At 60.0% G+C, this 12,977-nt stretch carries 7 protein-coding genes and 1 CRISPR repeat array; all 7 genes read right to left on the reverse strand.

What is annotated here, in order from left to right:
• Nucleotides 1-20: 20 nt before the first annotated feature.
• Nucleotides 21-2,220: direct repeats of the CRISPR family, unit length 36 nt; unit sequence CCCTCAATGAAATCCCTGCCTTGAAGGCAGGGAGAC.
• 291 nt (nt 2,221-2,511) lie between these two features.
• Nucleotides 2,512-2,808, reverse strand: coding sequence for a CRISPR-associated endonuclease Cas2 (gene cas2, locus G1C96_RS06415; RefSeq protein WP_169275822.1), 297 nt, complete (start codon nt 2,806-2,808; stop codon nt 2,512-2,514).
• A gap of 13 nt (nt 2,809-2,821) precedes the next feature.
• Nucleotides 2,822-4,411, reverse strand: coding sequence for a CRISPR-associated endonuclease Cas1 (gene cas1, locus G1C96_RS06420; RefSeq protein ID WP_169275823.1), 1,590 nt, complete (start codon nt 4,409-4,411; stop codon nt 2,822-2,824).
• On the reverse strand, nt 4,401-5,489 hold the full coding sequence (locus G1C96_RS06425) for a hypothetical protein (RefSeq protein WP_169275824.1): 1,089 nt from the start codon (nt 5,487-5,489) through the stop codon (nt 4,401-4,403). The genes cas1 and G1C96_RS06425 overlap by 11 nt, the downstream gene beginning before the upstream one ends.
• A gap of 6 nt (nt 5,490-5,495) precedes the next feature.
• Nucleotides 5,496-8,651: a type I-G CRISPR-associated helicase/endonuclease Cas3g gene (gene cas3g, locus G1C96_RS06430; RefSeq protein ID WP_169275825.1), complete on the reverse strand. Its 3,156-nt coding sequence runs from the start codon at nt 8,649-8,651 to the stop codon at nt 5,496-5,498.
• On the reverse strand, nt 8,648-10,405 hold the full coding sequence (gene csb2, locus G1C96_RS06435) for a type I-G CRISPR-associated protein Csb2 (RefSeq protein WP_169275826.1): 1,758 nt from the start codon (nt 10,403-10,405) through the stop codon (nt 8,648-8,650). The genes cas3g and csb2 overlap by 4 nt, the downstream gene beginning before the upstream one ends.
• 12 nt (nt 10,406-10,417) lie before the next feature.
• On the reverse strand, nt 10,418-11,644 hold the full coding sequence (gene cas7g, locus G1C96_RS06440; protein ID WP_169275827.1) for a type I-G CRISPR-associated RAMP protein Csb1/Cas7g: 1,227 nt from the start codon (nt 11,642-11,644) through the stop codon (nt 10,418-10,420).
• Nucleotides 11,645-12,312: 668 nt separating this feature from the next.
• A complete protein-coding gene (locus tag G1C96_RS06445; RefSeq protein ID WP_169275828.1) occupies nt 12,313-12,609 on the reverse strand; it encodes a hypothetical protein in 297 nt (98 codons plus the stop codon).
• Nucleotides 12,610-12,977 lie beyond the last annotated feature (368 nt).

Raw genomic sequence — 12,977 nt, forward strand, 5'->3', positions numbered from 1 at the left:
GAAGCCAACACCCCGCGAGACCCTCAATGAAATCCCTGCCTTGAAGGCAGGGAGACGTGCCGAGGCCGGGGTTGTCGGAGCGCCACACGTCCCCTCAATGAAATCCCTGCCTTGAAGGCAGGGAGACCCTGTTCGACCTTCTGCTTGCCGTAATCCTTGACCGGCCCTCAATGAAATCCCTGCCTTGAAGGCAGGGAGACGACCCGAACAAGGAAAACGAAGCCAACACCCCGCGAGACCCTCAATGAAATCCCTGCCTTGAAGGCAGGGAGACGTGCCGAGGCCGGGGTTGTCGGAGCGCCACACGTCCCCTCAATGAAATCCCTGCCTTGAAGGCAGGGAGACAGTCGGCGGCAACCGGCTGGACTCTTTGCTTCAAACCCCTCAATGAAATCCCTGCCTTGAAGGCAGGGAGACTCCCATGCCTGTTCGGCGATGCGCTTCTCACGTTCGCCCTCAATGAAATCCCTGCCTTGAAGGCAGGGAGACCCCGGATATCATCTTCCTCCGTCATACTGTGTCACAGACCCTCAATGAAATCCCTGCCTTGAAGGCAGGGAGACGTCACCAAGTCATTCTCACAACAGATCACCGACAAGCCCTCAATGAAATCCCTGCCTTGAAGGCAGGGAGACTTGACGGTTGGCACCGTGAGAGATGGCGTCATGTTACCCTCAATGAAATCCCTGCCTTGAAGGCAGGGAGACGTCGCTGCAATCGGGGAATTCGGTCATGCCCTCGGCAGCCCTCAATGAAATCCCTGCCTTGAAGGCAGGGAGACGGCACGCAAGCCATCGCATATCCGGTAGGATTCGAACCCCTCAATGAAATCCCTGCCTTGAAGGCAGGGAGACCTTCCGGCGCGTAGCGCGTCACGATATCGGGTTCAACCCTCAATGAAATCCCTGCCTTGAAGGCAGGGAGACGCGACCACGTGCCCGACTGGCTGATCCCGTCGCGCGTCCCTCAATGAAATCCCTGCCTTGAAGGCAGGGAGACGCGCACCACGCGCACGCCCTGCCGCTCCAGACAGCGCTCCCTCAATGAAATCCCTGCCTTGAAGGCAGGGAGACGGGCGACCCGACCGTCGAGGCGCGAATGCGCTTCACCCCTCAATGAAATCCCTGCCTTGAAGGCAGGGAGACCGGCGTGTACGACGGCGTGGGCGTGTAGGTCGGCGTCCCTCAATGAAATCCCTGCCTTGAAGGCAGGGAGACGATTGTTGCGTGCACCCACTTGGGGTGGGTCACGCACCCTCAATGAAATCCCTGCCTTGAAGGCAGGGAGACCAGCGCATCAACATCACGGACGAACAGGCGGACGCCACCCTCAATGAAATCCCTGCCTTGAAGGCAGGGAGACGATCCGACTCAAGGAACGACTCACCTTGCAGGTCAACCCTCAATGAAATCCCTGCCTTGAAGGCAGGGAGACGAGCGGGCATCGAGACGGCCCTGACCGAACACGACCCCTCAATGAAATCCCTGCCTTGAAGGCAGGGAGACGGCGGCCTCAAGTTCGGAACGCAGCCACCAGAACTGCCCTCAATGAAATCCCTGCCTTGAAGGCAGGGAGACGAGGACGGCGAGACCGAATGGTGGACCGCCGTCGACCCTCAATGAAATCCCTGCCTTGAAGGCAGGGAGACTCGGCCATGATGGCCTGCGCGGCCGCAGCCAGGGACGGCCCTCAATGAAATCCCTGCCTTGAAGGCAGGGAGACCGTGGTCTGCTTCAGACCGGTGTCCCCGCCGACCCACCCTCAATGAAATCCCTGCCTTGAAGGCAGGGAGACATCAGGCTGGCCGAGAACGACGTGACCTGGTTCATCCCTCAATGAAATCCCTGCCTTGAAGGCAGGGAGACCGCCGACACGACCTCGATAGGACAGACGTTCCCGTCCCCTCAATGAAATCCCTGCCTTGAAGGCAGGGAGACCCCGCACCCACAGCTCCGCATCCGTCCGCAACCACCCTCAATGAAATCCCTGCCTTGAAGGCAGGGAGACATTCCGTTTCACCGTAAGCTCCTTATATATGGGGCCCTCAATGAAATCCCTGCCTTGAAGGCAGGGAGACCGGTGCTCTTGCATTCGACGCACACGGGGTCGCTCAGCCCTCAATGAAATCCCTGCCTTGAAGGCAGGGAGACTTTTCAGCCTAAACTAGGCTGACGCCGTTCGCAACCCTCAATGAAATCCCTGCCTTGAAGGCAGGGAGACAGCCTATTGGTTAGGCTAGCACCTGAGCCGTACGGAACGTACTGCTGCGAGAGGTCCGCGGCAACCTGCGACGCTCGGCTCATCATGAGAGCCTCGGCACCGCAGAATCGGCACAAATGCAGCCGCGAGCGCTGCAGCGGATGTGAACGAATGATCCAGCGCTCGCATGGGACGTCAATCACACTGTGCAGTTATCAACCATCAATTGCATGCTCGGTGCAGCCGCGCAGCAACGACAACTTGTCTTCGCATCGGCAACGGATGCCAATCGGTCTCGATTCGCAAGCGAATCTAGATCACGGTGGGCACGGCCACGTCCTCATAGCTGCGCGAGCCGATGAACTGCAGCGCGCACAAGGCGTGATCGCTCGTGCCAAGATCGCACACCACCACGGAGTCTTCCGCCGCGTTCATCTCGCGCTGCAGCGAAGCCCTGACCCTGAGCATCTTCGCCGGCCGGATGAGCAGTAGGAACACGCTGTATTGCAGCCGTTCCCCATGGCTTTGCAATACCTTGGCCACATGCGATCGACGATAGTCGTCTTTGATGTCGTATGCGACAAGATAACCACGCTTCTCGTCAGCCATATCTCACACCTACCTATCGTATGCGAATGCCGCGATACGCGGATTGCGTACCGTCCAAGTAGCCGAGAATCAACCGCGCCTGAATCTCCACGATGCGCCGCCATGATGCCTTGTATCCGAACAGCGGATGCGTGAGCTCCGTTTGCATGCGCCGCTCATAGGCTCCGATCAGCGCTTTTCTTGTCGCATCATCCATGCGCACCGATCCCAAAGCGAATACGAAGCCCTGCGACGACACTTCGCCGTTGTTCACCACGGTCTGCACGACGGAATCCGCGACCGGAGCGCGAAACTCCTCCATCAGATCCAACGCCAGCGCCGGCTTGTTGCGCTTGCTGCTGTGCAGGAAACCGGCGTGCGGGTCCAGTCCGCACGAGACCAGCGCTCGGATGCAGTCGGCAAGCAGCAACGAATACGCGTAGTCAAGCAGCGCGTTCAGACGATCGGGCGCAGGTCTGCGCATTCGGGCTTTCCAGACCCAATCGTCACGCCGCTCCGGTTTGATAAGCTGACCGAACTGCGAGAAATACAGCGATGCCGCCTCGCCTTCCAATCCCAGCACGTCCTGCCAGCGGTTGGCATTGCGGACCGTGCGCTCGATACCACGCAGCCGGTCAAGCACCGGATTCGTTCGATCCGATCGCCGCAGCAGCACGGACTGATTGTGCACCTTGGCGATGATGAATTCCCTCGCAAGCCCCAGTCGTCCCTCGTGGGACGCCACATGCTGATCGACGCGCTGTTCGCCGTTCGGTCCGTACGACGATGTGGCCCAGCCGTACAACTGTCCGGTGCCGCTGCACCAGAGAATCGGCACGTTGCGCCACATCAGTTCGCGCATCAATCCGCTGGACAGATCCGTATTGCCGTGCACTTGCAGCCCCTGAATGGTGTCCAGCGGCACCGACGCCAGCTCTTCGCCGTTCTTGCTCACCACCATGCGCCCTGCTTTGCTGTATGCGCGAGCGCCGGGCGTCGCCAGATGCGTCACCTGATTGTCCGGCGACGTCACCATGATGCGTCGACTGACCGCAGTCAGCTTCCGTTCCTCAGGCAGGCATATGCCCACGTGCGAGCAGCGCAGACAGCGAGGGCTGTCGTCCAGCGGGTCCGGCGCCGTGTCCGCGTTGATCAGCGCACGTGTCTCTTCGACGGCGATGCGCGCACGTTCGATGTCCTCTGCGCCGATGTCCACGACGACGTTGCGGTGGTGCGTTGTGAAGAAGATCTCCGTGCGCGCAACGCGATACCCCATGCTTTCCAGACATGCCGTCTGCAAGGCAAGCTGCGTGCGCATGGCGTCGGTCACGATCATCGCCCGCTTGACGGGCGTGGCCTTGTATTCGCGGATGACAACGCCGTCATCGGCCATCCGCGCCGCGTCAAGGCGCCCGATCACGCCCCACTGCTCATGCCTGATGTTGATCGCCTGATATTCGCCGGCATCCGCGGCGCCTCCAGTGCGATCCACGATCCGGTGATCGTAGTCGCCTTGCGCGATCTGCGCCGAATCCACGCGCTCGCCGGCAGCTTCCAGCCATGCTCTGCGCGGACAGAACATGTAGTTGGCGACCAGACTGATGGGGATGGGGTCATCGTCCATGAGATGTCCTCACGTCAGGAGGCTGAATTCGCCGACCGGTTTCGAGCCAGCGTTCAGGAGCGGACTTGTTGTCCGACACGAACTGCGGGAACAGCATGACGGAGTTCACGCCTTGCGCTGCCAACCATTGCCAGCTCGCGCTGACCGTTGCCTCGTCAAGACCATACTTCTCACACGCATCGGCCTTATCGCCGCCCACCGTCGCATCCAGCCCTGCTATCAGCAAGGCCTGGCTGCGCACCACGGCACGATATTTGTCCACGGTCCATGGATGCAGCCAGATCGGCAGTACCGCATATGGCCCTTGTCCCGTCACCTGAAACAAGGCAGCACTGCCGCCACGCTTCGGCTGCGTCGATTTCATCGTCGGGAACGCCGATACGCCAACAAGCGCGCACCATGCCTGGGCATTGTCCGTGATCGAAGGATGACGCAAGCCGGTAGGCGTGCGGCTGTCATCCTTGTTCTTTCCTGCTTCGTCGACGGCGGCGATGCCTCGCAAACCGTCCACGATCCGCTTCGCATCACGCTTGGCAACGGCATCGGCCAACGGCGCCAGTCTGCCGGCAATGAATTCCTGACCTCGGTTACGCGCGACCATTTCCCAACGGGAAGCGCCTCGATCAGGCGTATAGCCCTGCGCCGTGCGATCACCTGACCAATATGACGGCTCGCCCAACGCACCGAGATAGCGCCGATCCAACGCGCTCCCCAACCCGTCGATAAGCTGTTCGCGGTCCTGTTCCAGCTGCCGCCAGCCTTGATCTGACGGGGTACCTAGGCGCGGCGCCATGGTGGATCGAGCCGCATCACCTGAATACACGCCTTGCGCGTGCAACCAATGCGACTCGTTCCACCGCGCTGCGTGACTGCGAACGATGTCGCCCACGTCATTCCACGACAGTTCGCCGCCACCGTCGCTGTGTACCTGCACCACGACCGTGTTGGCGTTGGTCCAACGCACCGTGCAGCAACGCGTCGCATCGTCATCATCCAGAATCGAAGCCAGCCCGATGGCCATGAGATGCGTGAACGCGCTGTCGTAGCGGCCGTGAATCTCCAGTTCCGTTGTGCTCATGCCGATTCACCGTCCTTCCGTGGAGACATTGACGTCGGCGGCGCGCAGAATCGCTTCCAGATAGGCCATGCCCCAGATGCCGTAGCGCGCATTCGTGCGAGTGATGATGCGCTCCCACAGGCCGTCGCCGAACAATGCTTCCGCCGACTTTCTGATGCTCGCCATGTCCAGATCCGGGTCGGAGGACTGCGCCATGACGCTCTGCGGAATCAGACGCTCGGCGTTGTCGCGGAAGCAGGACCGACCATGGCCGTGCGAAGTGCCGGCAAGCCGTGTGACAAGCTCCGCATCATGGGCATGATAGGCGTTCCGATTCGCCCAGATATCCGCGGCGGAGCGCTGTTCATGCCTCCAGCCCTGCAGATCGAGCTCTCGACGCAGTCGTTGCTCGACCGCCACAACGCGGAACCGGCTTTTCGCTAGGTAGGTTGACGCATCGTACTGATCAGGTTCCGGCAGACGATAATGCAGCAACCGCTGAAAACGACGATCCTTCTTGCCGTCATCATGATGACGAGCCGCCAGCGCCACGTCCTCGCGAATACCATCGACGATGCCAAGAACGTCAAGGAATCGCGTGGCGCGAACTTCCACAGAACGCTGGTGCCCGTCGTCACGATCGAGATACACCAGCCCGGAGTTCTTCCGCGGCACCCGCATCTCCTGCTGCGCGGCACCGCCTGACAAGGCGTCGACTGCAGTGCGCAGAACCATCCATACCGGGTCGTCGCCGGCGTCTTCAAGCGGAACCACGAGACGATCCGTCGCAGCATCCATCCACCACTCAGACCGATCCTTCAGCGAATCGTCTTCCTGTGAACCGTACACCTTGTCGATCGCCTTCTTCAGCAGCTGCTGTTCCGTTTCGTCGAGCAGTTGCTTCAGCGATTCAGCCTCATCATGTTCCGCCGCCAGATCAGCATCGCGAATCTTGACCAATGCCTGAGCGAGCGCAGAATCGACGCGCGCAGGCTGATTCGTTGCATCGTTCTGCTTTGCTTCAACGCTCATCGTGGTACTCACCACAATGGCATCGCGCTGGCATTGCGCTTGCACGTCGCATTCGCGTTCGCATTTCTTCTCACCGAGCTCGGGTGTCAGGACATGAAGTCCCCTATCGAACAGCTTCGCATTCGCATCCACGACGAGCACGTCGCCAGCACGCACAACGTCACTCAGCTTCAGATCAGGCTGCGGCTGCCATGCAGTCACCGCATCATCGCCATCGCGCGAACGCACGATGAGGATGCGGAATTCTTCCTGCGGCTTCTGCTGTGCTCTGCGCTGCGCTTTGTCGATATCGTCCAATTGTCTGCGATTGCGCACTGGAAACACTTCGTCGGGTACCGGTCGCGCCGCGTTCAGCACAGCGCAGGCGTCGGCATCCCCTTGAGGCAGATCGCGCACCACGACGCCGACCGAGACGTCATCAGGCTGCAGGTCGTCACGAAGCCACAGATTCAGATCGGCAGCTCCCTGCATCGGCAATGACATGAAGCCGCTCAGCTGTTCATCGGTATGCGACAGGTTCTCCACGTCCCATGCTTCCAGTCGCTGCAGCGCCGCACGACGCAGTGCATCAGCCGGGGGCGGGCACTGCACCGTGTTCCACGCGGCCATGTCCGGCACCGAAGAACCATCATGCTGTGCGATCTGTGGCAGGGAATCGATCCAGTCCTTTGCCTGCTGGAGTTCCTCGTCCGTGTACACGCTGTTCTTGGGCGTTGCGTCATGCGCGACCACGATGATCGGCCCGGCTTCGCGTTTGCCCCGACGGTTCACGCGACCGGCGCGCTGCGCCAATGCGGACGCCGAAGGCAGCTCCGTGACCAGCGCCGCAAAGTCCGCATCGACGCCCACTTCCATGGTCTGCGTGGCAATGACGAAGCACAAGCCGGTCTCAGCCTGAGCCGTCGAATCGCCTTGAATGGCGTCGAACAGCCGGCCGCTCATCAGCTGGCGCTTGTCGTATTCGCGCATCGGTCCGACGAAGCTCTGAATTTGCTTGTCGATCGGAATCTCGCAGCGTTTCACTGACTCATCTGTTGCTGCACTTTTCTTCTTCCGCAGCCGAAGAACCTCCTCCATCGCCCTGCGCACGTCCCGCGCCATAGCCACGGAGTTGACGATGACGCCGATGACGCCGCCATCGCCATAGGCCTCCGCAGTCTTGACGCACAGCTCCGCCATGGACTGCGCAAACTGCTTGTCATTCCCGGCGTATTCCTCCAATGCAACGGGCTTCGGTTTGGTCAGGCGGCTCTTGAGTGCCTCATCGACAGCGAAGTCGCGCTCGTCAACTCCTACGGTGTGCTCAGTCTCGGCGCTTCCAACCTCTGCGTTGTCAGGCGCGGCAGCACCGTCGTTCTGCTGCGTGGCCGTCGTAGACACCACCTGAAGCGGCGTGACGCAATCCGCCACCGGATTCGCCTGCAGCCGTTCAAGCCGCTGCACCGACATGGCCGTCTTCACCAGCTGGCGGTTGAGATGCGCTTCGTCCGCCACCAGCACGGTGTCGTATGCCAGCAATCCTGCCTCGATCGGGCTGGCTTCCGGCGTCACGCCGTAGCCGTGGAACAGCAGACGGCTGCCGAACATGTCCGGCGTCGCACAGATGATCTGGCATGCCGTGGGCCGGTACCGCCACGACCGTGTCTCGGGGTCGATGGCCGCGCCGCCGCGCAATCGTGTTACGCGACAGTATTCCGAGGAACTGAATTCGCCATCGCCAAGATTGCCACGTTCGCGAACGATCAGACCCTGTCGAACGGCGTGCAGCAGATCGTTCTGACCAGGATCATCAAGGCACGCAGCCAGTGCGCACGCGGCCTCGTACTGATCGTCAACCAGCGCACGGCGATTCACGGTCATGACCAATCGGCGCGGCAGCCTCGCCAGCGCATCCCGATACGCTGCCACTGTATCCGCCAGTCCATCAGGTGCTGTACGCGATGGCTGCTTTGCCAAGCCCGCCATCGCGCTGAGGAACACATGTACGTCGATGGCCATGGTTTTGCCGGCTCCGGTGGGAGCTGCGATGCGCTCAGGCCAGCGGCCGTGCTCGATGATGAAGCGCACGAGCCTGCGCTGCCACTGATACGGCTTGCGTCCATCGTGTACCGCACTGACGAATGCATCGAACTGGCCGAGCAGTTCATTCATCGCATCCATAGCAGGTTTCCCTTCTCGTCAAACAGCTGGTCAGGCACGTCCACCGGCAGCAGCAGACCGCCGCCCATATGACGGCTTTGGCCGATCGCCAACGCCGTGCGTTCCACGTTCCATGCCTCGTCGAACGCGATCTGCGCGCTCAGCCCGGTAATGAGCGTGTTCGGCTGGGTCTTATGCACGTAGTCGCTCATCTGCGACCGATACGTGCCATGCGCACCGTAGACGCGCACCCGGTTCTGCCCGTTCAGCACGCATTCCGCCTGATCCCAGTACTGCCAGTTCCTTCGTACGCTGGACTTCAGCTCCTCGTGCCGACGATCCGGGAGCTGACCGGCAATCACGTCACGCCATACGTGAGCTATGGCCAGTGCCACGCCCTGCGCCGCCGTCCACTTGCCGTGGCTGCCGTCGGGATCGGGAATCGGCCTCGTTTCGCTCACGCACATCGGATACGGCACCCACAGCCGGCGACATCCCGGCTGCACCGGACGCCACACCGCATCCACGTCAACCGTGGTATCGGCCTGGCCCAGCTGCAGTGTTCCCTGACCGCTGCCGTAGTACAGCCGCTGCCCTTGCAGCGATGCGCAGACATCCGCCAGCGCATTGACCTCATCCTGCGGCATATCATGCGGCAGCATGAGCAGGAATCCTGGCAGCTGGTCGCGCAGCGATTCGTCGACCAGCTCCCGTTCCCTGGCGGTCAGCACCTGAATGGCAACGTTGTTCGCCGGTCGTTCAACGCTTTTCATGGCATACCTGCCGGTCAGCATCGGAGATGCGCCGTATCCCCAGGTCCTTACCAGCAGACGGTGCAGGGCTACGCACCATGCCACCAGCGACGACGGTTGTGGTGTCCAATCGTCGACGACTCCATCGGATTGACTCGCATCGTCACCGACCATGAGGGCAGGAATGAAGAACCCCAAATTCCACGGATGCACGATCCGGTTTGCAGGCTCGTCCGACTCAGGCTCCGCATATGCGATGTACCGCGTACGCACCGTCAGCGTATTAGGCATGGGAATCCGCTCCGTGCCCCATTGCGGCGGCTTCTTGGAGGAATCGCTGAGCTTCTTGGGATATGCGGCAGCGTATCCGGCCTGCAGCTCGGCAAGGTGCCCTTCGTCGGGAGCCTGGAATTCCTGCACCGGCCGCGTGGAAGTGAACATCGAATCGGCATCCACGCGCGTCCACGTATGGTCCTTGTCGAACGGGTACCCCTCAGGGAAATCGCTCGGCTTGCTCAGTACTGTCAGCCGCACCGGTGAGCACGCTTCGCCGAGATACGGCACCTCATAGGCCAGCGCCGCCAAAGTTGCGCGAGTATCGGAGGACTCCGGCCCATGCTCCCATTGCCAGATCAGCTCTCCCTGCTCGCCATCGACGTATGCCGTGAACTGCGCGGCCTTGTTGGACTTGGTCTCGTATTTCTCTGATTGCTTCATCACGCTTCCGCGCTTCCGAAATACGATTGCCGATGAGACGTTTCTTCGGATTCGATATGGCAGTCGAATGGCATCGGGCGGGTTGGATTCCAGCCAATGCAACGCATCGTTGATCTGATCATCGGTCAGTGCGGATTCATTGTCGGTTTGACCAGCGTGGAATCCAAAGACGCCATATGCGGTAGCGACCAGCGCCTTATACAAGCGCTCCGCTGATGGATATGTCTCGCTGACGCCAGCGGAATCGGCGCCTTGATACGTATCCATCAGGAAGCGCGCAGCAATAGCGAAAGGCATGACGCCTCCTCATTACTCGTTGTCGTCTTCGGCCGACCCGGACTTGATGACCAGCGGATTGCCTTCGACTTCCAGCGTCTGCCCGTGCCAGTCGATGCCGGCCTTGTCATGAGCAGCCTCGTACGCTTCCTTGAGCAGCGCATTGCCTTGTTCCAGCGAAATCGGCTCGATCTCCTCCGCTTCGCCGTAACGCTTGTCGAGCAGCAGCGAAGGAGCCGCAAGCTCGCGCAGCTCACAATTCGCACGCAAGTTCAGCTCGGCGTTGCTGCCGGCCATCGCAGCAAGGATCATGGCTGCGATCAGCGCTCGGATGGATTCGTCGCCCTCTTTGCCCTTGCCGAACCTCAGCGCACGCAGCGTCGTGAAGCTCAGCACATGCGTGCGGATGATGCGCCGAACGGCGATGCCGTCCAACGCGCTCGTAGCCGGAGGAATGGCGCCCAGACCGATCGTGGATCCAGCTCCCGGCTTTTTGTCTTTGTCACCTTTTTCGAATTTATCCTTCAAATTCTTACTAATATCACTACTGACAATCCGACTAATTTCCTTAATATCATTACCTTCAAACCTGATGCTTGGCTCAATAGGATCGACGCGTGCACCAGATCGCTTCACCGGATTCTGAGCATCCTGATTGGCCAGCACGCCGATAATCTCACCGTTAAACGGCGAGGGAATGCGAAGCTGGTTCTTGGGACGAGTGGAATCCCAACCACCAAATGCCACGGTGATCGGCGACAGATTGAACAGCGACAGCATATTATTGGCATTCGAGTTCCTTGCCTGAACATAATCAGGCAAGCTCGAAACAGACTGGCCGTCAACAGTGCCAACGCGAATATGTCCATCGAATGCACGATGCGGCAGCTCAAAATCATACGCCGTTTTGCTGCCGACACCGCTCTTGTCGTTCGCGTCGTACGCATAGGTCACCCGAATGCGCGGCATCTGAGCAAACATCGAATCAACATCGTTGTCTCTGACCGTCCGAGCGATGTATTCCTCAAGACGATTGCTTTGCGACGTACGCGAATCGATCAGCACAGTATTGACCACTTGCTGGTCGACAAAACGATCCTCGAACACGTATACGGAATCGCTCCGTCCCAAATACTTCGCTGGCGCAACCAGACCGTCAAACCCGGCCGCGGGCTCAAGCTCGGTCTTTTCCGTCAACGTGCTCGGTCCGCCAATGTGCGCAGCCTCGAGCAGATCCTTATACGTAAGCTCTCGTACCATTGTATATTCCCTTCGTTGCGATCAGAACCACTGTGTTCCGAGCAGATGATGCAGTTTTATACTACCACAACATGCGTCACTGTACGATCGACTCAAGCAACAAGTTCATATCGCAGTAGTCAATAATTCTGCTCAGTTCCACAGAAGTCACATTACAAGCCAAGATGAGGGTGTGGTGAAGCATCAGAGTCCTGACACCTCACCACATCCAACAACCCGACCATAGGGTCGTGTTCCATCGAAGGCCCCTTCGTGGAAGAGGCATATTCTATCTACTATGTGGTTGCTCAGATCTAGAGCAATCCTCAATGAAAGGATGCAGGCGCGCAGCCAATCCATCGATCAACCGTTCGTCACGCCGACATAGCACCGCCAGCCGAAAAAGTCAACTCGAATTCTTCGCTTAACGCCTGCCGTCAGGCAATCACTGCACATTGACATCGATGCACACGCTGACGCTCAGCCGAGTTGCACCCATCAATGCCGCAATGATCAAAACCACATGGACCATGGCTCTCCTTTCGCTTATCTATAGCAAGTATGGAAACTTGCCGACTTGAGTGTAACACATCTCCCCGCCTAGCGCCTCCCCAAAAACGCGACTGGGCCCCGCACCTTGTAGTGCGGGGCCCAGTCCACGGCTATGCGAGGCTCATCGCCTCAGCGGCTCACGCCTCGGCAGGAGCGAGACGCTTGGCGATGGCGGTGTAGGCGGCGGCGAGAGCCTTCTGACCCTTCTCGCCGAACTCGGCCTTGAGCTGCGGGTCGGCGTTGACGGCCTTCTCGATGCGCTCGAGGGTGTTCCACAGGTTGGGCAGCTGCGAGTTCGGGGCGGACTCGCCAAGCACGGAGTAGAAGTTGACGTGCTCGACGTCCCTGGCAAGCTTGTCGTTGTCGGACTTGACTGCGGCGAACGCTTCGACGACGGCGCCGAAGGTCTCCTTGATGGTATCTGTAGTGCTCATACCTCTAGGTGTACTCGCCCCGCGCCCCACCCGGACAGGGTGTTGCCGGTATTTGTCATCAAAAGCAAACAAAAAGCAACAATAGGCATCCTTCGTGCACGGTCACGTCGTCTGCGCGGCGCACGGTTTGGCATCGCGCAGATACATCGCTCAGACGCATCGTACAGATACGTCGCATAGACGCATCGCTCAGACGCATCGCACAAGCGAACCGCGCAGGCACATCGCGCAGGCGAACCGCCGCAACGACCGCACCGCAACGCGTGGATCATCCCCAGTTTGCGCGGGGCAGACCAAACCTCCACCGCGGCCTTGCCACCAAAGGACGGATCTTCCCGCAAGGCATGCCGATCTGCCCACGATTGGCA

The organism is Bifidobacterium moraviense (genome assembly GCF_012932365.1).
Taxonomy (GTDB): domain Bacteria; phylum Actinomycetota; class Actinomycetes; order Actinomycetales; family Bifidobacteriaceae; genus Bifidobacterium; species Bifidobacterium moraviense.

Bases quoted from the DNA above. Each gene is read 5' to 3' on its own strand.
- csb2 (WP_169275826.1), bottom strand. From the start codon at position 10,405: ATGCCTTTCGCTATTGCTGCGCGCTTCCTGATGGATACGTATCAAGGC.
- G1C96_RS06445 (WP_169275828.1), bottom strand. From the start codon at position 12,609: ATGAGCACTACAGATACCATCAAGGAGACCTTCGGCGCCGTCGTCGAA.
- cas2 (WP_169275822.1), bottom strand. From the start codon at position 2,808: ATGGCTGACGAGAAGCGTGGTTATCTTGTCGCATACGACATCAAAGAC.
- cas3g (WP_169275825.1), bottom strand. From the start codon at position 8,651: ATGAATGAACTGCTCGGCCAGTTCGATGCATTCGTCAGTGCGGTACAC.
- G1C96_RS06425 (WP_169275824.1), bottom strand. From the start codon at position 5,489: ATGAGCACAACGGAACTGGAGATTCACGGCCGCTACGACAGCGCGTTC.
- cas7g (WP_169275827.1), bottom strand. From the start codon at position 11,644: ATGGTACGAGAGCTTACGTATAAGGATCTGCTCGAGGCTGCGCACATT.
- cas1 (WP_169275823.1), bottom strand. From the start codon at position 4,411: ATGGACGATGACCCCATCCCCATCAGTCTGGTCGCCAACTACATGTTC.